This is a genomic window from Pseudomonas sp. PONIH3 (assembly GCF_002934345.1).
GTDB classification, from domain to species: Bacteria; Pseudomonadota; Gammaproteobacteria; order Pseudomonadales; family Pseudomonadaceae; genus Aquipseudomonas; species Aquipseudomonas soli.
Genome location: NZ_CP026386.1, coordinates 4002307 through 4021267, shown reverse-complemented (window position 1 = coordinate 4021267; position 18961 = coordinate 4002307). Strand labels below are relative to the sequence as shown.

Sequence of the window (18961 nt, the reverse complement as noted above, 5' to 3'; positions counted from 1 at the left end):
TTGAAAGCGTAGATCAGTGATCGACAAACGGCATTGGCCAGGGTTCAACAAAGCGAGGCGGTATCGGCGATACTGCCGTCCGACCGCTCAAGGATGCCGCCTATGCTCACCACCCTGGCCATTGCCAACTACCGCTCGATCAACCAGCTGGCGCTGCCGCTGGGGCGGCTGAACGTGATTACCGGAGCCAATGGCAGTGGCAAGTCCAACCTGTACAAGGCCTTGCGCCTGCTGGCAGAGACCGCGCGCGGCGGCGTGGTCAACGCGCTGGCTGCCGAGGGCGGGCTGGAATCGACCTTCTGGGCCGGCCCCGAGAAGCTCACCCGGCGCATGCTCAATGGCGAGGTGCCAGTGGAAGGCGGGCCACGCCAGCAAGCCCGGCGGCTGAAGATGGGCTTTGCCGGCGAAGACTTCGGCTACGCGATCAGCCTCGGCCTGCCCGAACCCAGCCGGTCGAAGTTCGCCCTGGACCCGCAGATCAAGCAGGAAACGATCTGGGCCGGCCCCCTGTGCCGACCCGCCAGCCAGCTGGTGCAGCGCAACGCGGGGATGGTCAAGGCCCGCGACGGGCGCCAATGGCAGGTGCTGCACCAGCACATGACCGAGTTCGACAGCCTGTTCGACCAGGTCGGCAGTCTCCAGGGCTCCCCCGAGGTGCCGCATCTGCGCGAGCAGATCCGCAGCTGGCGCTTCTACGACCATTTCCGTACCGATGCCGAAGCGCCCGCCCGACAATCGCGGCTGGGAACGCGCACGCCGGTGCTGCATCACGATGGCCGCGACCTCGCCGCCGCCCTGCAGACCATCGACGAGATCGGCGACCTGCAGGCCCTGCAGGATGCAGTGGCTGACGCCTTTCCCGGCGCCCGGCTTGCGGTCGACGCCCAGCCCGGCGGCCTGTTCGGCCTGCGCTTGCACCAGGCCGGGCTGTTGCGGCCGCTGAGCGCTGCCGAGCTGTCCGACGGGACCTTGCGCTACCTGTTGCTGGTGGCTGCCCTGCTCACGCCGCGCCCACCGAGCATGATGGTGCTCAACGAGCCGGAGACCAGCCTGCATCCGGACTTGTTGCCGGCACTGGCACGCCTGATCCGCCGCGCGGCGCGAGAATGTCAGGTCTGGGTGGTGTCGCACGCGCCGCGGCTGGTGGCGGCCCTGGAGGAGGATGAAGACTGTAACTCGATCCACCTGGAGAAGACCTTGGGGCAGACCGGTATCGTCGGGCAGGGGATGCTGGATGAACCGGCCTGGAACTGGCCGGACCAAGGCTGAAAAGACCGCGGGGCAAGGCGCATCGGCACACCGGCGATGCGCCTTGCCCCGCGATGCGTTGGCTCAGGCCTGCGCGGCGGCCTGGGCCGGACGACGTACCTGCGGCTGCGAGACGTTCGCCGCGGCGCCCTCCTCGATGGCCTGCTGGATCGCCCGACGACGACGCTCCTCGGCCTGGCGGCTGAAGTACCAGACCATGAAGGTCACCAGCGACACCGACAGCAGGATCAGGCTGGCCACGGCGTTGATCTCCGGCTTCACGCCCAGGCGCACGGCCGAGAACACTTCCATCGGCAGGGTGGTCGAGCCTGGGCCGGAGACGAAGCTGGCCAGCACCAGGTCATCCAGCGACAGGGCGAAGGACATCATGCCGCCCGCTGCCAGCGACGGCGCGATCATCGGGATGGTGATCAGGAAGAACACCTTCCACGGCTTGGCCCCCAGGTCCATGGCCGCCTCCTCGATGGACAGGTCCAGTTCGCGCAGGCGTGCCGACACCACCACCGCCACATAGGCGGCGCAGAATGTAGTGTGGGCGATCCAGATGGTGACGATGCCACGCTCCTGCGGCCAGCCGATCATCTGCGCCATGGCCACGAACAGCAGCAACAGCGACAGACCGGTGATCACCTCGGGCATCACCAACGGCGCGGTGACCAGGCCACCGAACAGCGTGCGACCCTTGAAGCGGGTGACCCGGGTCAGCACGAAGGCCGCCAGGGTACCCAGCGCCACCGCGGCCACTGCCGTGTAGCAGGCGATCTCCAGCGAGCGCATCACCGAACCCATCAGCTGGGTGTTGTCGAGCAGGCCGACGTACCACTTCACCGACCAGCCGCCCCATACCGTCACCAGCTTGGAGGCGTTGAACGAGTAGATCACCAGGATCAGCATCGGCAGGTAGATGAACAGCAAGCCGAGCACCAGCATCAGCTTGGAGAAACTGAAGCGTTTCATGCGCGGCCCTCCATCTCTTTGGCCTGGCTGCGGTTGAACAGCAGGATCGGTACGATCAGGATCGCCAGCATCACTACCGCCAGCGCGGATGCCACCGGCCAGTCACGGTTGTTGAAGAACTCTTGCCACAGCACTTTACCGATCATCAGGGTTTCCGGGCCGCCGAGCAGTTCAGGAATCACGAATTCGCCCACCACCGGGATGAAAACCAGCATGCAGCCGGCGATGATGCCGTTTTTCGACAGCGGCACGGTGATCTTCCAGAAGCTGTTGAAAGTGCTCGAACCGAGGTCGGATGCAGCCTCCAGCAGGCTCTCGTCGTGCTTCACCAGGTTGGCGTACAACGGCAGGATCATGAACGGCAGGTACGAATAGACCACGCCGATATACACCGCCAGGTTGGTGTTGAGGATCTGCAGCGGTTGGTCGATCAGCCCCAGCCACAGCAGGAAGCTGTTGAGCAGGCCGTTGTTGCTGAGGATGCCCATCCAGGCGTAGACGCGGATCAGGATCGCAGTCCAGGTCGGCATCATGATCAGCAGCAGCAGGACGGTCTGCGACTCTTTCCTGGCCTTGGAGATGGCGTAGGCCATCGGGTAGCCGATCAGCAGGCAGAGCAAGGTGCTGAAGAAGGCCACCTTGAGCGAGCCGAGGTAGGCCGCGATGTACAGCTCGTCCTCGGTCAGCAGGCCATAGTTGGCCAGGTTCAGCACCAGCTGGACCTTGCCTTCCAGGTAGGTGTAGATCTCGGTGTACGGCGGGATGGCCACATCGGCTTCGGCAAAGCTGATCTTCAGGACGATGAAGAACGGCAGCATGAAGAACAGGAACAGCCAGATGAACGGCACGCCGATCACCAGGTGCCGCCCCTCCGGGACAAGGCGCTGGAACGCTCGCTTGAGCTTGCGGATTTTCATGACCGCAGCACCACGCCGCTGTCGTCTTCCCACCACACGTAGACTTCGTCGTCCCAGGTCGGGCGGGTGCCCTGGCGCTCGGCGTTGGCGACGAACGACTGGACGATCTTGCCGCTGGGCAGCTCGACGTAGAACACCGAGTGGCCGCCGAGGTAGGCGATGTCGTGGACCTTGCCGCGCGACCAATTGTGCTCGCAGGTCGGCTGCTCGGTGGTGACCAGCAGCTTCTCGGGGCGCAAGGCGTAGGTGATGTGCTTGTCCTCGACCGAGGTGGTGACACCGTGGCCGACGTAGATCTTGCGCTCCAGTTCCGGGCTGGCAATGATCGCGTGGCCTTCGGCGTCGTCGACCACCTCTCCCTCGAACAGGTTGACGTTGCCGATGAACTCGCAGACCAGGCGGCTGGTCGGGGTCTCGTAGACGTCGATAGGGCTGCCGATCTGGGCGATCCAACCCAGGTGCATGATGGCGATGCGCTGGGCCATGGTCATGGCCTCTTCCTGGTCGTGGGTCACCATCACGCAGGTCACGCCCACGCGCTCGATGATCTCCACCAGCTCCAGTTGCATCTGCGAGCGCAGTTTCTTGTCCAGCGCGCCCATCGGCTCGTCGAGCAGCAGCAGCTTGGGACGCTTGGCCAGCGATCGGGCCAGGGCCACGCGCTGGCGCTGGCCACCGGACAGCTGGTGCGGCTTGCGCTTGGCGTACTGGGTCATGTGCACCAGCTTGAGCATCTCGGCCACGCGGGCCTCGATCTCGGCCTTGGGCATCTTGTCCTGCTGCAGGCCGAAGGCGATGTTCTGCGCCACGGTCATGTGCGGGAACAGCGCGTAGGACTGGAACATCATGTTGATCGGCCGCTCGTAGGGCGGCATGTCGGTGATGTCGACGCCATCGAGGAAGATCCGCCCTTCGGTCGGACGCTCGAAACCGGCCAGCATGCGCAGCAAGGTGGACTTGCCGGAACCGGAGCCGCCCAGCAGGGCGAAAATCTCGCCCTTGCGGATTTCCAGGGACACATCGTCCACGGCTACCGTTTCGTCGAACTTTTTCGTGACCCGGTCGATCTTGACCAGCACCTGCTTGGGTTGCTGGCCACCCTCGAGGGCTTTCTTATAGGCACCGGAGGCAACTGCCATGAGTGAAACTCCCAACAAGATTTGTGTGCCCGCCGCTGCGCTGGCGGGCCTGGATTGTTACTTGCCCGACTTGACCTTGGTCCAGCTGCGGGTCATCAAACGTTGCACCTTGGGTGGCAACTCGGCGTTGACGAACATCTTGTCCAGCACTTCCTGCGGTGGGTAAACCGCGGCGTCAGTCCTCACGGCCTGGTCCATCAGGTCGCCAGCCTTGGGGTTCGGGTTGGCGTAACCGACGTAATCACTGACCTGGGCGATAACCTCAGGTTTCAGCAAATAGTTGATGAAGGCATGGGCCTCCTTGACGTTGCTGGCGTCCTTGGGAATCGCCAGCACATCGAACCAGAGGTTGCCGCCTTCCTTGGGGATGGCGTAGGCCAGCTTCACGCCCTTCTTCGCCTCTTCAGCGCGGGCCTTGGCCTGGAACACGTCGCCGGAGAAGCCGGCGGCCACGCAGATGTCGCCGTTGGCGAGATCGGTGATGTATTTCGAAGAATGGAAGTAAGTCACGTAGGGACGCACGGCCAGCAGTTTCTTCTCCGCATCGGCGTAGTCCTTGGGGTTGCTGCTGTTGGGGTCGCGGCCCATGTAGTTGAGCACCGCCGGCAGCATCTCATCGGCGGAGTCGAGGAAGGCCACGCCGCACTTGCTGAGCTTCTTCATGTTGTCGGGCTCGAACAGCACCGCCCAGGAATCGATCTTGTCGGTGCCCAGCGCCGCCTTGACCTTCTCGACGTTGTAGCCAATGCCATTGGTGCCCCACAGGTAGGGGACGGCGTACTGGTTGCCCGGGTCGTTCTTCTCCAGGCGCTTCATCAGCGCCGGGTCGAGGTTCGCATAATTGGGCAGCAGGTCGCGGTCGAGCTTCTGGAACGCGCCCGCCTTGATCTGCTTGCCGAGGAAATGGTTGGACGGCACGACCACGTCATAGCCGGTGCGCCCGGCCAGCAGCTTGCCTTCCAGCGTCTCGTTGCTGTCGAAGACATCGTATTTGGGCTCGATCCCGGTTTCCTTCTGGAAATCGGCGAGCGTGGTGGGGCCGACATAGTCGGACCAGTTGTAGATGTGCACCGTGGGCGCCGCTTGGACGCTGCAAGCCAGCGTCAGACCCGCTCCGGCCATCAAGGCCTGGCGAAAAAAAGAAATAGACAAGTGGGTGGTCCTCACAATCAGTGCCTTTGCGGGCAGTAAACCTCGGCCGCACACGCAAAACCGGCGCGCAACTTACCTTCACGGCGTGGATGCCGCAAACTTATTTGCCGTTACTGGCCTCTGGGCCGGAAAAGCCCGGCCCAGAGGTTGCCGCATCGGGCTTACTTGCCCGACTTGATCTTGGTCCAGCTGCGGGTGATCTCGCGCTGGGCGGTCTTCTCGGGCGCCTTGATCGCGTAGAGCTGCGCTTTCACTTCCTCGGAAGGGTAGATCGCCGCATCGCTGGTAATGTCCTTGTCGACGAACTCGGTGGCTGCCTTGTTACCGTTCGGGAAACGCACGGCGTTGGTAATACCGGCCATCACTTTCGGCTGCAGCAGGTATTCCATGAACTTGTAGGCGGCGTCGACGTTCTCGGCATCTTTCGGGATGGCGACCATGTCATAGAAGGTGCCAGCACCTTCCTTCGGAATGACATAGCTCAGCTTGACCTTGTCGCCGGCCTCGTGGGCACGGGCCTTGGACTGCTCCAGGTCACCCGAGTAACCCACGGCCACGCAGATGTTGCCGTTGGCCAGGTCCGAGATGTACTTGGAAGAGTGGAAGTAGGTGATCGAAGGGCGGATTTTCAGGAACAGGTCCTCGGCCGCCTTCAGGTCTTCTTTCTTGGTGCTGTCGCTCGGTTTGCCCAGGTAGTGCAGCGCGGCCGGGATCATCTCTGTCGGCGCATCGAGGAAGCTCACGCCGCAGCTCTTGAGCTTGGCGATGTTCTCTGGCTTGAACACCACGTCCCACGAGTCGATCTTGTCGACGCCCAGCGCGGCCTTGACCTTCTCCGGGTTGTAGCCGATGCCGATGGAGCCCCACATGTAGGGGAAGGCGTACTTGTTGCCCGGGTCGCTGGCATCGCCGACCGCCTTGAGCAGGGCCGGGTCGAGGTTTTTCCAGCTCGGCAGATTGGAGCGGTCCAGTTCCTGATAGACGCCGGCCTTGATCTGCTTGGCCAGGAAGTTGTTGGACGGCACGACGATGTCGTAACCCGACTTGCCCGCCAGCAGCTTGGCTTCAAGAGTCTCGTTGCTGTCGAAGACGTCGTAGACGACCTTGATGCCGGTCTCTTTCTCGAAGTTGGCCACGGTGTCCGGGGCGATATAGTCCGACCAGTTGTAGACGTGCAGCACCTTGTCGTCAGCCTGAACAGCGGTGGCCATGGCACCCATAAGGGCGGCGGCCAGCAGCGTCTTGCCCAATTTCTTCATGCGTAATGCTCCAGAATTTATTATCAAGCCATCTGTTCAGCAGCCAGGTCCCACGGGTCACGCGCTGGGCGACTGAAACAGCCGTTAGTCTGGCAAGTTACAAGGCGCTGTTTCAACAAAAGCAGCGCCTGTAACGGACTTAATGTCACCTCGCCAGCCTAGCAGACCGTCATTTAATCGCTTCGTACGTCAAATCCAGGCACTTGCGCGCCTTTTCCACCAGCTCGTCCACTTCTTCGCGGCTGATCACCAGCGGCGGCGCGATGATCATGGTGTCGCCGACGGCGCGCATGATCAGGCCGTTGTCGAAGCAGAAGTTGCGGCAGACCATGCCCACGCCCTTGCCCTCGTAACGGCTGCGGGTGGCCTTGTCCTTGACCAGCTCGATCGCGCCGAGCAGGCCCAGGCCGCGCACCTCGCCCACCAGTGGGTGGTCCTGCAGCTCACGCAGTCGTTTTTGCAAGTAGGGTGCCACTTCATCGCGGGCCTTCTCGACGATCTGCTCGTCACGCAGGATGCGCAGGTTTTCCAGGCCCACCGCTGCCGCCACAGGGTGGCCGGAGTAGGTGAAGCCATGGTTGAAATCGCCGCCTTCGCTGATCACCTTGGCCACAGTGTCACGCACGATCACACCACCCATGGGGATGTAACCGGAAGTCAGGCCCTTGGCGATGGTCATCAGGTCGGGTTCAAGGCCGTAGTAGTCGGAGCCGAACCACTCGCCAGTGCGGCCGAAACCGCAGATCACTTCGTCGGCAACGAAGAGGATGTCGTACTTGGCGAGGATTTCCTTGATCTTCGGCCAGTAGGTGTCTGGCGGAATGATCACCCCGCCGGCGCCCTGGATCGGCTCGGCGATGAAGGCGGCGACATTGTCCTCGCCGACTTCGAGAATTTTCTTCTCCAACTGCTCGGCGGCCCATACGCCGAACTCATCCGGGGTCATGTCGCCACCCTCGCCGAACCAGTACGGCTGCGGGATATGCACGATGCCCGGGATCGGCAGGCCGCCCTGCTCGTGCATGCCGCTCATGCCGCCCAGGCTCACACCGGCGACGGTGGAACCGTGGTAACCGTTGATGCGACCGATGATCGTCTGCTTGCCCGGCTTGCCCTTGAGCGCCCAGTAGTGGCGGACCATGCGTAGCACGGTGTCGTTGCCCTCGGAGCCGGAGCCGGTGAAGAACACATGGGTCATGCCGGCAGGCGCCACGTCGGTGATCGCCTTGGCCAGCTCCAGCGCCGGCGGGTGGGCCGTCTGGAAGAACAGGTTGTAGTACGGCAGCTCGCGCATCTGCTGCTCCGCCGCCCGTACCAGCTCTTCACGGCCATAGCCGACCGCCACGCACCACAGGCCGGCCATGCCGTCGAGGATCTTGTGCCCCTCGCTGTCCCACAAATGCACACCCTGCGCCTTGGTGATGATGCGCGGCCCCTTTTCCTTCAGCTGTTTGTAGTCGCTGAAAGGTGCAAGGTGGTGCTCGCCGCTCAGGGTTTGCCATTCACGGGTTTGCGGGTTGTTGACGCTCATGTGCTTCTCCATGGTCCGGTGGCCGCGCCCTGGCGGCCTCAGGGTTGATCACACAGCAAACAGCAGGAACTCTCGCTCCCAGGAGCTGATGACGCGCTTGAAGTTCTCGTGCTCGGCGCGCTTGGTGGCGACGTAGCCGGTGATGAATTTCTTGCCCAGGTACTGCTCCAGCGCACGGCTGATTTCCATGCGCTCGAGGGCGTCCTCGATGGTCAGCGGCAGGCGCAGGTTTCGGCGCTCGTAGCCGCGGCCCTGGACTGGCGCGCTGGCCTCGATGCCTTCGACCATGCCGATATAGCCGCACAGCAGGCTGGCGGCGATGGCCAGGTACGGGTTGGCGTCGGCGCCCGGCAGGCGGTTCTCGACCCGGCGGTTCTGCGGCCCGGCATCCGGTACGCGCAAGCCGACGGTGCGGTTCTCTTCGCCCCACTCGACGTTCACCGGCGCGGAGGTGTCCGGCAGGAAGCGGCGGAACGAGTTGACGTTGGGGGCGAACAGCGGCAGCGCCTCGGGGATGAACTTCTGCAGGCCGCCGATGTGATTGAGGAACAACTCGCTCATGCTGCCGTCGGCGTTGGAGAAGATGTTCTTGCCGGTGACGGCATCTACCACGCTCTGGTGCAGGTGCATGGCGCTGCCCGGCTCGCCGGTCATCGGCTTGGCCATGAAGGTGGCGGCCACGTTGTGCTTGAGCGCCGCCTCGCGCATGGTGCGTTTGAACACCAGGATCTGGTCGGCCAGGTGCAGGGCGTCGCCATGACGGAAGTTGATTTCCATCTGCGCGGTGCCGTCCTCGTGGATCAGCGTGTCGAGGTCCAGCTGCTGCAGCTCGCACCAGTCGTAGACGTCCTCGAACAGTGGGTCGAATTCGTTGGCCGCCTCGATGGAGAACGACTGTCGGCCGGTTTCCGGGCGGCCGGAACGGCCCACCGGCGGCTGCAGCGGAAAGTCCGGGTCTTCGCTACGCTTGGTCAGGTAGAACTCCATCTCGGGGGCGACGATAGGCTGCCAGCCTTTGTCTGCGTAGAGTTTAAGGACCTTCTTCAGCACGTTGCGCGGCGACAGCTCGACCGGGTTGCCCTTCTTGTCGTAGGTGTCGTGGATCACCTGGGCGGTCGGCTCGATGGCCCATGGCACGAGAAACACCGCGTTCTCGTCGGGGCGGCAGATCATGTCGATATCGGCCGGGTCGAGCAGTTCGTAATAGATGTCATCGTCGACGTAATCGCCGGTCACGGTCTGCAGCAGCACGCTCTCGGGCAGGCGCATGCCCTTTTCGGCGATGAATTTGTTGGTGGGCGAGATCTTGCCGCGGGTGATACCGGTCAGGTCGCTGATCAGGCATTCCACTTCGGTGATCTTGTGCTCTTTCAACCAATCGGTGAGCTGGTCGAGGTTGTTACTCATAAATACCTCAGGAGGTAATGTGGCGCGGTTGGCGGCAACCGGCGGCCACTGACGCCAAGCGTCGGACAAAGTCGGCGCGCAGCGCGCCGAGGGGCCAGGACAGGCCCGCGCCTTGATTCTGGATGCTGTGCATGGCTAAAGCAAAAACCCTCGCGCAGGACGACAATGGATACACGCCATGGGCGCGCGTCCGGATAGAAAACGAAGGGCAGAAGGAAAGGAGGTGTTGCGCTAAAGCGTTACGAGGCATGGCTTTTTCAAGCGAACCGTCAATTATTGCGGCCAGCGCGGCGCCCCTTCGAAGCAGGCGTGCAGTGACCGGACGGCAACCGGGAGATGTACCTGAACGCACCGTGCATGCGGCGCTGGCAGGTCTCGACAGGCGGACCATGTGACCCTCGTATTATTGTGTTCTGGGTTGATGCCGAGCTTAGCCTCGTTCATTTTTTTACACAACTCCCCCGTAAAAAATAAAACACGCCCCGCTCGGGATAACCCTTCAAGTCGAAAATAGCGGATAATGGCACGCCCCGAGATGCAGCAAATCTGCCGTAGATGTGCCATTTAAGGGCATCAGGGTGCTGGCTTGACTTAACCTGGTCTTTCCGATTGACTGGGGTTGCAAGCCCCCCTTGATTGATATTTTTAACAACAAAGGTGTTGCATCATGTCGGTACCCCCGCGTGCCGTTCAGCTTAACGAAGCGAACGCGTTCCTTAAGGAACATCCTGAGGTTCTCTACGTTGACCTTCTGATTGCAGATATGAATGGTGTGGTGCGCGGCAAGCGCATAGAGCGCACCAGCCTCCACAAGGTTTACGAGAAAGGCATCAACCTGCCGGCCTCCCTCTTCGCCCTGGATATCAACGGTTCAACCGTCGAAAGCACAGGCCTGGGCCTGGACATCGGCGATGCCGACCGTATCTGCTACCCGATCCCCGACACTCTCTGCAACGAGCCTTGGCAGAAGCGCCCGACCGCGCAGCTACTGATGACCATGCACGAGATCGAAGGCGAGCCGTTCTTCGCAGACCCCCGTGAAGTACTGCGCCAGGTGGTGAGCAAGTTCACCGACCTGGGCCTGACCATCTGCGCCGCGTTCGAGCTGGAGTTCTACCTGATCGACCAGGAGAACGTGAACGGCCGCCCGCAGCCGCCACGCTCGCCGATTTCCGGCAAGCGCCCGCAGTCGACCCAGGTGTACCTGATCGACGACCTCGACGAATACGCCGACTGCCTGCAGGACATCCTCGAAGGTGCGAAGGAGCAAGGCATTCCTGCCGACGCCATCGTCAAGGAAAGCGCCCCGGCGCAGTTCGAAGTCAACCTGCACCACGTCGCCGACCCGCTCAAGGCCTGTGACTATGCGGTGCTGCTCAAGCGCCTGATCAAGAACATCGCCTACGACCATGAAATGGACACCACCTTCATGGCCAAGCCCTACCCGGGCCAGGCAGGCAACGGCCTGCATGTACACATTTCCGTGCTGGACAAAGATGGCAACAACATCTTCACCAGCGAGGATCCCGAGCAGAACGCCGCGCTACGTCACGCTGTCGGCGGTGTGCTCGAGACCCTGCCCGCCTCGATGGCGTTCCTTTGCCCGAACGTCAACTCGTACCGCCGTTTCGGCGCGCAGTTCTATGTGCCGAACGCACCGAGCTGGGGCCTGGACAACCGTACCGTGGCGCTGCGCGTGCCGACCGGCTCGCCGGATGCCGTGCGCATCGAGCACCGCGTGGCCGGCGCCGACGCCAACCCGTACCTGATGATGGCTGCGGTACTGGCCGGCGTGCACCATGGCCTGACCAACAAGGTCGAACCGGGCGAGCCGATCGAAGGCAACTCGTACGAGCAGCTGGAGCAGAGCCTGCCGAACAACCTGCGCGATGCACTGCGCGAGCTGGACGACAGCGAGATCCTCAACAAGTACATCGATCCGAAGTACATCGACATCTTCGTCGCGTGCAAGGAAAGCGAGCTGGAGGAGTTCGAGCACTCGATCTCCGACCTCGAGTACAACTGGTACTTGCACACCGTGTAAACGAAAACGCCGCCCACAAGGGCGGCGTTTTTCATTGCCTCGGCATCAGAGCGGTTTCTCGAAGATCTTCGAATTACGCTGGTAGTTGTACAGCGAAGCCCGCGCCGCCGGCAGCCTTTCCACGCCACTGGGCGAGAAGCCGCGCTCACGGAACCAGTGTGCGGTCCGGGTCGTCAGCACGAACAAGGTATTGAGCCCCAGCGTGCGCGCCCGCTCCTCGATGCGCTCGAGCAGTTCGTCACCACGCCCGCCATGCCGGTACTCCGGGTTTACCGCCAGGCACGCCAGCTCCCCCGCCTCGGAATCGGCAATCGGGTAAAGCGCCGCGCAGGCGATGATCATGCCCTCGCGCTCGACCACGCTGAACTGTTCGATCTCCCGCTCCAGCACCTCCCGTGAACGGCGCACCAGGATGCCCTGCTCTTCCAGCGGGCTGATCAGCTCCAGCAGGCCGCCGACATCCTCGATGGTCGCCTCGCGCACCACCTCGAACTGCTCCTGGGACACCAGCGTGCCACCGCCCCCACGGGTGAACAGCTCGGTCAGCAGCGCGCCGTCCTCGGCATAACTGACTATATGACTGCGTGCCACACCGCCCTTGCAGGCCTCGGCGGCGGCATCCAGCAGCTCGGCCTGGTAGTCACTGCCCAGCCGCTGCAGGTGCGGCGCGATATGCTGCGGGCGCAGCTCGCGCACCAATTGCCCACGCTCGTCCAGCAGACCCGGCTCGGCCCCGAACAGCAGCAACTTGTCGGCGCCCAGCTCGATGGCGGCGCGGGTGGCCACATCCTCGCAGGCGAGGTTGAAGATCTCGCCGGTCGGCGAATAGCCCAGCGGCGACAGCAACACGATGGAACGTTCATCGAGCAGGCGATTGATGCCCTTGCGGTCGACGCGGCGCACTTCTCCGGTATGGTGATAGTCGACCCCTTCAAGCACCCCGATTGGCCGTGCCGTGACCAGGTTGCCGGAGGCCACCCGCAGGCGCGAGCCCTGCATGGGCGAGGCCGCCATGTCCATCGACAGGCGCGCTTCAATGGCCAGGCGCAGGGCGCCGACAGCGTCGATCACGCAGTCCAGCGTGGCCGCATCGGTGATGCGCATGCCATGGTGATAGTGCGGGGTCAGGCCGCGTGCGGCGAGGCGACTCTCGATCTGCGGACGTGAACCGTGGACCAGCACCAGGCGCACGCCCAGGCTGTGCAGCAGCACCAGGTCGTGGACGATGTTGCCGAAGTTCGGGTGCTCGACGCCATCACCGGGGAGCATGACCACGAAAGTGCAATCGCGGTGGGCGTTGATGTAGGGAGAAGCATGGCGCAACCAGTTGACGTAATCGGGCATGACAAGGCCTGTGGATAAGTGAACGGAGAACGAAAAGGCGCACAACGTTCGAAAGTCATCGTCGGAACAGGCTTGCGGTCACGCGCGGTCTCCTCTGCTCAGGAAAGCTCAATGGTTCAGGCAATAGTGCCGGATCAGGTCACGCAATAGACGCACGGTAGGCTCGATACGTGACATTTCAAGGTACTCGCCGGGCTGATGGGCACAGGCGATGTCCCCGGGCCCCAGCACGATGGTCTGGCAACCGAGCTGCTGAAGATAAGGCGCTTCGGTACCAAAGGCCACTGCTTCGGCGCGATGGCCGGTCAGGCGCTCGGCCAGGCGCACCAGCTCGCTGTCGGCAGCCTGCTCGAACGGGGGCACTTCCGGGAACAGCGGCGCATAGTCGATACGCACTTCATGACGTTCGGCCAGCGGGGTGAGCTTGCCGCGGATCGCTGCGCGCAGCTGCTCCACATCCATGCCTGGCAACGGGCGCAGGTCGAACTCCAGGGCGCATTGACCACAGATGCGGTTGGGGTTGTCGCCGCCATGTATGCAGCCGAAGTTCAGGGTCGGGGCAGGCACCGTGAACTGGGGGTTGCGGTACTGCTCCTGCCAGCTGCGGCGCAGCGCCATCAGCTCACCCATCACCGCATGCATGGCCTCCAGGGCGCTGCGGCCCAGGTTCGGATCCGACGAATGGCCACTGCGCCCGAGAATGTCGATGCGGTCCATGAGGATGCCCTTGTGCATGCGGATCGGCTTGAGCCCGGTGGGCTCGCCGATCACCGCCGCCCGCCCGAGGGGCTGGCCGGCCTCGGCCAGGGCCCGGGCCCCGGACATCGAGCTTTCTTCGTCGCAGGTGGCGAGGATCAGCAGAGGCTGCTTGAAATCGTGCTCGAGCAGCGGGATCACCGCCTCGATGACGAGGGCGAAGAAGCCCTTCATGTCGCAACTGCCCAGGCCGACCCAACGGCCATCGACTTCGGTGAGCCTGAGCGGGTCGCTGCTCCACAGTTGCGGGTCGAAGGGCACCGTGTCGCTGTGCCCGGCCAGCACCAGCCCGCCCGGGCCGGTGCCGCGGCTGGCCAGCAGGTTGAACTTGCCAGGGCTGACCTGTTGGATCTCGCAGGTGAAACCCAGGTCACCCAACCAGCCGGCCAGCAGGTCGATGACGGCTCGGTTGGACTGGTCCAGCGCAGCCTGTGTGCAACTGACCGAAGGTGCGGCGATCAGGGCGGCAAACTGGTCTTTCAGCGATGGCAACGGCATGCGCGGATTCCTCGGAGGCGTGAGGGGCATCATAACAATGCAAAAGACCCGCAAGGCAAGCGCGCGCCCACAAGCAAGGATTCAAGCCGCAAGTGCTGTAGACTGCCCAATCACGATGCCCCTCCTTCCGAGCCCGCGATGCACACAGAAACCGAACTCAAACTCCGCGCCAGTCGCGAGACCCTTGCCGCCCTGCGCGAGCACCCGCTGCTGAAAAAGCGCAACAAGTCCGGCTGGCAGACCCGCGAACTGCTCAACCAGTACTTCGACACCCCGGAGCGCGACCTGTCCGCCGCCCGTGTCGCCCTGCGCCTGCGCCGCGACGGCGAGGTCATCATCCAGACCCTCAAATGCCGCGGCCAGAGCGTGGCCGGCCTGTCCGAGCGCAACGAGTTCGAATGGCACCTGGACAAGGTCAAGCTCGACCTGAAGAAACTCGATGGCACCTGCTGGCCCGAGCAACTGGCCGGGCTGGACAAGAAGGCCATCAAACCGCTGTTCACCACCGATTTCACCCGCGAGTACGCCGAGATCGCCTGGGGCCGCGGCAAGGCCAAGGTAGTGATCGAAGCGGCCATCGACCAGGGCTTCGTGATCGCCGGCAAGCGCAAGGAAGAAATTTGCGAGCTGGAACTGGAACTGCGTGAAGGTGCCCCAGAGGCGCTGCTGGAACTGGCCGCCGAGCTGTCTGCCAGCCTCGCCCTGATGCCTTGCGACATCAGCAAGGCCGAGCGCGGCTACCGCCTGCTCGATCCGGACAGCTACGAGCTGGGCCTGCCGGTGACCGAGCTGCACGCCGAGATGCCGATGGACGACGCCTACGCCGCCCTGGCCTGGCAACTGCTGGGCAGCAGCCAGCGCCTGGCCGAGCAGTATCGCCACAATGGCCACTGGCGCCTGCTGCAGGACTGGGTTCGCTGTCTGGCCGAACTGCGCGCCCTAACCGCCAGCCTCGGCCAGGCGGCACCGCGCCCGACCACCCGCGCCCTGCGCGCCAGCCTCGATGCGTTGCTGGAAGACTGGCGCCCGCTGGTATTGGCCGGCAATGACGACGAGGACATCCGTCGCGCCGCCCCCGAGCAGTTCGCCGAAGAGCTGGAAGATCCGCGCTGGGGCCAGTTCTCCCTGGAGACCGCACGCTGGCTGACCGCCCGCGCCTGGACCGTCGAGCGCAAGGGCCGTGGCGAGCGCCAGGGCAAGGCGCAGCTGGCCAGCTGGCTGCAGCACTTGCTGGGCGAGGAAGCCCGCGCCCTGAAGCTGCCGCTGTATGTGCAGCGTCCAGAGGACCTGGCCGAGCAACTGCCGCGCATCGAGACCGTGCAGACCTGGCTGCACCACGCCCGCCAAGTGCTCGACCTGCCACAGCAGGACCGCCTCTACGGCGAGCTGAACAAGCTGCACGAGCTGGCTGAACTGCCGCTACTGGAGGAAGACAAGGGCGAACTGCTCGAAGCCCGCATCGAGCAGGCTCGCGCCATCGAGCAGAACCGCGCCTGGAAGCACCTGCTCAAGGCCTGAGTGGCCGCCCGCTCCTGCACTCGTGGGAGCGGGCTTGCCCGCGATTGGCTCTTCAGGGCCTCAGCGGCAGGCTCGTGGTCGACTTGATCTCCGACAACGCCACGATCGAGTTGACTTCCTGAATACCCGGCACGTTCGACAGCTTTTCGAAGAAGAACCGCTCGTAAGCCTCGATATCCGAGGTGACGATACGCAGCAGGAAGTCCACCGCCCCCATCAGCACATAACATTCCAGCACTTCGGGAAAACCGCGGATCGCCTCGGTGAACTCGGCGAAGTTCGAACGGCCATGGGCGTTGAGCTTCACTTCGGCGAAGATCTGCGTGTTCAGCCCTACCTTCTTGCGGTCCAGCAGCGTCACCTGGCCGCGAATCACCCCCTCCTCTCTCAGGCGCTGAATGCGCCGCCAGCAAGGTGACTGCGACAGGCCCACACGCTCGGCGATCTGCGCGCTGGACAGCGAGGCGTCGTCTTGCAGCAGTTCAAGAATGCGCCGGTCATAAGCGTCCAATTCGCCAAGCATTATTAATTCTCCAATTTGCATTTTTGCGAATTAAAAAATTCGAATTAGCGCGATATTGGCGAATCATAGCGAAAAAATGCCCCGTCTGACGTGCAAGAATTTCTCCACTTTCGCGGAGACCCAGCATGAACGCACTCGAACGGCCCCTCAACTTGCCCCGCCTCGACGCCTGGGCCGCCAACACTGTCCACTGCACTGTGCACTACCGCCTGCAGGCCGACGCCGAACCGGACAGCCTGTGTCGCGTGCTCAACCTGTTCGCCCTGCAGTTCCTCACCCCGCACAGCGTCAACGTGAGCCAGTGCGACGATCTGCTGGACGTGGCGATCGGCGTCGGCGGCCTGAGCTGGCACCGAGCCGAAGTCATCGCGCAGAAACTGCGCAACCTGGTCTGCGTTAGCGAAGTGTGCCTGGCGAACCTGCCACAGCTTGCGGAGGTCGCCCGCCGTTGAAACCGGCAGGCAATGTCCGGAAACCCTTTGCACCGACGCCGTGCGTCCTGCACGACTAGCCTTGCCCAAGCCTCTGAAGCCCGGCAAGGACGCTTGCATGCTCGCCAACGACCACCTTGATCTCGACCTCAATCGCCTGCTGGACGCCTTGCTGGCGGAGCAGCGGATCGCCCCCGAAGCCGCGCTCGCGGCTCTCGAGCGCGCCAAGGCCCACCCTGGCGAACATCCCCTGGAGCTGATCGCCGCCATCGGCCACCCGCTGGGGCTGGATGCCCTGTGCCGTTGGTTGGCAGACCGGGTTGGCCAGCCATTTCTGGCAATCGACCCCTTGCAGGTCGACCTGGTGCGCGTGGCCGGGCTGATGTCCGCCGCCTTCGCCCAGCGCCATGGCATCCTCGCCGTGGCCGTGGATGAACACAGTGTCACGGTGGCCAGCGCCCAGCCTTATCAACGCGAATGGGAGGCAGACCTGAGCCGCAGCCTGGGCAAGGCAGTGCGCCGGGTGCTGGCCAGTCCGCGACAGCTGCGCCAGCTGCGCCCGACCTTCCTGGGCCTGGCCCACTCCGTGCGCGGCGCAGGCCTTGGCCAGTTGCCCCGCCTCGGCGAGCTGGAGCAACTGCTCGAACTAGGTGCCAGGCAAACCCAGGCCAGCGCGGACGATGCCCATATCGTGCACATCGTCGACTGGATGCTGCAGTACGCCATTGAGCAGCGCGCCAGCGATATCCACCTGGAGCCCCGCCGTGAACAAGGCCATCTGCGCCTGCGCATCGATGGCCTGCTGCACGCGGTGTATGCCTTCCCGGCCAGCGTCACCCTGGCAATGGTCAGCCGGCTGAAGCACCTGGGCCGCATGAACGTCGCCGAGAAGCGCCGGCCACAGGACGGCCGCCTGAAAACCCGCCTGCCCAGCGGCGCCGAGGTGGAGCTGCGCCTGTCCACCCTGCCCACCCCGTTCGGCGAGAAGCTGGTGCTGCGCCTGTCCGACCCTCAACAATTGCACGACAGCCTCGAAACCCTGGGCCTGGAGGGCGCGTTGCTGGAGCAGTGGCTGGCCTTGCTGCAACAACGTCAGGGCATCCTGCTGGTGACGGGGCCGACCGGCTCGGGCAAGACCAGCACCCTGTACGCCAGCCTCCGGCACCTGGCCAGCCCCCAGGTCAACCTGTGCAGCATCGAGGACCCGATCGAGCGCCTTGAACCGATGATCAACCAGTTGCAGGTCCAACCCAGCCTGGAGCTGGACTTCGCCAGCGGTGCCCGCGCCCTGCTACGCCAGGACCCGGACATCATCATGATCGGCGAAATCCGCGACCGGGAAACCGCCCAGGTGGCCGTGCAGGCGGCCCTCACCGGGCATCTGGTGTTGTCGACCCTGCATACCCAGGACGCCTGCGGCGCGATCACCCGCCTGCTGGAGCTGGGTGTCGCCGACTACTTGATCAGGGCGACTCTGCTCGGGGTCATGGCCCAGCGCCTGGTGCGCACGCTATGTCGCGCATGTCTGGAGCTTCGCCCGCAGGATCGCCAGGCCTGCCGGCAATGCAGGGGCACGGGTTTCCATGGGCGTACCGGGCTGTTCGAACTGCTCCAGGTCAGCACCGCGTTGCGCGAACGGATCACCCCCGCCAGCGACCTCGCAGCCCTGCGGCAACAGGCCAAGGTAGACGGGCTGCGTGACCTTCGACGGCACGGTGGGGAGCGGGTCGCCCAGGGCAGAACCTGTACCGAAGAGGTCCTGCGGGTCTGTGGATAACCAAGAAATCTCCTTTGTAGCCGGGAACTTGGGGCCATGGGCAACGATCAAATCGGCATCTCAACCGCCCTCATACACCGAGGTGATTCATCATGCGTCTCAAAACAGCCATCGCAGCCACCGTCCTGTTCTCGCTGCCCCTTGGCTCCGCCATGGCCGACACGTTCTGGCGCAATATCATCTCCTCCGGTGCGACCACCGCCTCGACCTACCTGACCTTCAAGGACCACAAGCTGATCGTCGCCGCCCAGGACGACGCCGGCAGCTTCGTTGCCAGTGAGGGCGCCATTCGCGGGCCGTTCCTGGAAGCAGCGATCCGCCAGGTGCGCGCGGACAATCCGGGCGTGCAGGCCAGTGACATGGAACTGGCCAACGCGATCCTGGCCAAGAACGCCGTGGCCGAGTAAGTCCATTCCTGCAGTGGAGGTGGATCGCTAGC

The 18961-nt window shown here is 63.7% G+C and carries 16 protein-coding genes; 6 read left to right on the top strand and 10 right to left on the bottom strand.

Going from position 1 to position 18961, the window contains the following annotated elements:
* Positions 1-102: 102 nt before the first annotated feature.
* Positions 103-1269 carry an AAA family ATPase gene (locus C3F42_RS18610; RefSeq protein WP_104444730.1) on the top strand — a complete coding sequence of 389 codons (1167 nt, stop codon included), beginning with the start codon at positions 103-105 and terminating at the stop codon, positions 1267-1269.
* Between the two features lie 63 nt (positions 1270-1332).
* Here C3F42_RS18610 and C3F42_RS18605 read toward each other — a convergent pair whose 3' ends face one another.
* The 7 genes from C3F42_RS18605 to C3F42_RS18575 form a co-directional block, all read right to left on the bottom strand.
* Positions 1333-2226 carry an ABC transporter permease subunit gene (locus C3F42_RS18605; protein WP_038707013.1) on the bottom strand — a complete coding sequence of 298 codons (894 nt, stop codon included), beginning with the start codon at positions 2224-2226 and terminating at the stop codon, positions 1333-1335.
* Positions 2223-3143, bottom strand: coding sequence for an ABC transporter permease subunit (locus tag C3F42_RS18600; RefSeq protein WP_023630467.1), 921 nt, complete (start codon positions 3141-3143; stop codon positions 2223-2225). The genes C3F42_RS18605 and C3F42_RS18600 overlap by 4 nt, the downstream gene beginning before the upstream one ends.
* On the bottom strand, positions 3140-4282 hold the full coding sequence (potA, locus tag C3F42_RS18595; RefSeq protein WP_023630468.1) for a polyamine ABC transporter ATP-binding protein: 1143 nt from the start codon (positions 4280-4282) through the stop codon (positions 3140-3142). The genes C3F42_RS18600 and potA overlap by 4 nt, the downstream gene beginning before the upstream one ends.
* Positions 4283-4339: 57 nt before the next feature.
* Complete coding sequence (locus C3F42_RS18590) at positions 4340-5434, bottom strand: polyamine ABC transporter substrate-binding protein (RefSeq protein WP_104444729.1); 1095 nt, start codon at positions 5432-5434, stop codon at positions 4340-4342.
* Positions 5435-5595: 161 nt separating this feature from the next.
* On the bottom strand, positions 5596-6693 hold the full coding sequence (locus C3F42_RS18585) for a polyamine ABC transporter substrate-binding protein (protein ID WP_104444728.1): 1098 nt from the start codon (positions 6691-6693) through the stop codon (positions 5596-5598).
* A 169-nt stretch (positions 6694-6862) separates the two neighbouring features.
* Positions 6863-8224: an aspartate aminotransferase family protein gene (locus tag C3F42_RS18580; protein ID WP_104444727.1), complete on the bottom strand. Its 1362-nt coding sequence runs from the start codon at positions 8222-8224 to the stop codon at positions 6863-6865.
* A gap of 48 nt (positions 8225-8272) precedes the next feature.
* The gene (locus tag C3F42_RS18575) at positions 8273-9631 is read right to left on the bottom strand and encodes a glutamine synthetase family protein (protein WP_038707014.1); all 1359 of its coding nucleotides are present in this window, start codon (positions 9629-9631) and stop codon (positions 8273-8275) included.
* A gap of 667 nt (positions 9632-10298) precedes the next feature.
* On the opposite strand from C3F42_RS18575, the gene C3F42_RS18565 reads away from it, so the two are divergent.
* On the top strand, positions 10299-11675 hold the full coding sequence (locus tag C3F42_RS18565; protein ID WP_038707015.1) for a glutamine synthetase family protein: 1377 nt from the start codon (positions 10299-10301) through the stop codon (positions 11673-11675).
* A gap of 45 nt (positions 11676-11720) precedes the next feature.
* Here C3F42_RS18565 and argA read toward each other — a convergent pair whose 3' ends face one another.
* The gene (gene argA, locus C3F42_RS18560; protein ID WP_038707016.1) at positions 11721-13019 is read right to left on the bottom strand and encodes an amino-acid N-acetyltransferase; all 1299 of its coding nucleotides are present in this window, start codon (positions 13017-13019) and stop codon (positions 11721-11723) included.
* 108 nt (positions 13020-13127) lie between these two features.
* Positions 13128-14273: an acetylornithine deacetylase gene (gene argE, locus C3F42_RS18555; protein WP_023631495.1), complete on the bottom strand. Its 1146-nt coding sequence runs from the start codon at positions 14271-14273 to the stop codon at positions 13128-13130.
* Between the two features lie 138 nt (positions 14274-14411).
* Here argE and C3F42_RS18550 point away from each other — a divergent pair, with 138 nt between their 5' ends.
* Positions 14412-15791: an inorganic triphosphatase gene (locus tag C3F42_RS18550; RefSeq protein WP_038707017.1), complete on the top strand. Its 1380-nt coding sequence runs from the start codon at positions 14412-14414 to the stop codon at positions 15789-15791.
* 52 nt (positions 15792-15843) lie between these two features.
* Here C3F42_RS18550 and C3F42_RS18545 read toward each other — a convergent pair whose 3' ends face one another.
* On the bottom strand, positions 15844-16314 hold the full coding sequence (locus C3F42_RS18545) for an Lrp/AsnC family transcriptional regulator (protein WP_023631494.1): 471 nt from the start codon (positions 16312-16314) through the stop codon (positions 15844-15846).
* 125 nt (positions 16315-16439) lie between these two features.
* Here C3F42_RS18545 and C3F42_RS18540 point away from each other — a divergent pair, with 125 nt between their 5' ends.
* The 3 genes from C3F42_RS18540 to C3F42_RS18530 all read left to right on the top strand — a co-directional run bounded on the left by C3F42_RS18540 (position 16440) and on the right by C3F42_RS18530 (position 18929).
* Positions 16440-16766, top strand: coding sequence for a hypothetical protein (locus tag C3F42_RS18540; RefSeq protein ID WP_094010951.1), 327 nt, complete (start codon positions 16440-16442; stop codon positions 16764-16766).
* Positions 16767-16863: 97 nt separating this feature from the next.
* On the top strand, positions 16864-18522 hold the full coding sequence (locus tag C3F42_RS18535; protein ID WP_094010950.1) for a GspE/PulE family protein: 1659 nt from the start codon (positions 16864-16866) through the stop codon (positions 18520-18522).
* Positions 18523-18614: 92 nt separating this feature from the next.
* Positions 18615-18929, top strand: coding sequence for a DUF2388 domain-containing protein (locus tag C3F42_RS18530; protein ID WP_023631628.1), 315 nt, complete (start codon positions 18615-18617; stop codon positions 18927-18929).
* Positions 18930-18961: the final 32 nt, after the last annotated feature.

Excerpts from the sequence above, each read along its gene's own strand:
- C3F42_RS18610 (WP_104444730.1), top strand. The coding sequence starts at position 103 with ATGCTCACCACCCTGGCCATTGCCAACTACCGCTCGATCAACCAGCTG.
- C3F42_RS18605 (WP_038707013.1), bottom strand. The coding sequence starts at position 2,226 with ATGAAACGCTTCAGTTTCTCCAAGCTGATGCTGGTGCTCGGCTTGCTG.
- C3F42_RS18600 (WP_023630467.1), bottom strand. The coding sequence starts at position 3,143 with ATGAAAATCCGCAAGCTCAAGCGAGCGTTCCAGCGCCTTGTCCCGGAG.
- potA (WP_023630468.1), bottom strand. The coding sequence starts at position 4,282 with ATGGCAGTTGCCTCCGGTGCCTATAAGAAAGCCCTCGAGGGTGGCCAG.
- C3F42_RS18585 (WP_104444728.1), bottom strand. The coding sequence starts at position 6,693 with ATGAAGAAATTGGGCAAGACGCTGCTGGCCGCCGCCCTTATGGGTGCC.
- C3F42_RS18580 (WP_104444727.1), bottom strand. The coding sequence starts at position 8,224 with ATGAGCGTCAACAACCCGCAAACCCGTGAATGGCAAACCCTGAGCGGC.
- C3F42_RS18575 (WP_038707014.1), bottom strand. The coding sequence starts at position 9,631 with ATGAGTAACAACCTCGACCAGCTCACCGATTGGTTGAAAGAGCACAAG.
- C3F42_RS18565 (WP_038707015.1), top strand. The coding sequence starts at position 10,299 with ATGTCGGTACCCCCGCGTGCCGTTCAGCTTAACGAAGCGAACGCGTTC.
- argA (WP_038707016.1), bottom strand. The coding sequence starts at position 13,019 with ATGCCCGATTACGTCAACTGGTTGCGCCATGCTTCTCCCTACATCAAC.
- argE (WP_023631495.1), bottom strand. The coding sequence starts at position 14,273 with ATGCCGTTGCCATCGCTGAAAGACCAGTTTGCCGCCCTGATCGCCGCA.
- C3F42_RS18550 (WP_038707017.1), top strand. The coding sequence starts at position 14,412 with ATGCACACAGAAACCGAACTCAAACTCCGCGCCAGTCGCGAGACCCTT.
- C3F42_RS18545 (WP_023631494.1), bottom strand. The coding sequence starts at position 16,314 with ATGCTTGGCGAATTGGACGCTTATGACCGGCGCATTCTTGAACTGCTG.
- C3F42_RS18540 (WP_094010951.1), top strand. The coding sequence starts at position 16,440 with ATGAACGCACTCGAACGGCCCCTCAACTTGCCCCGCCTCGACGCCTGG.
- C3F42_RS18535 (WP_094010950.1), top strand. The coding sequence starts at position 16,864 with ATGCTCGCCAACGACCACCTTGATCTCGACCTCAATCGCCTGCTGGAC.
- C3F42_RS18530 (WP_023631628.1), top strand. The coding sequence starts at position 18,615 with ATGCGTCTCAAAACAGCCATCGCAGCCACCGTCCTGTTCTCGCTGCCC.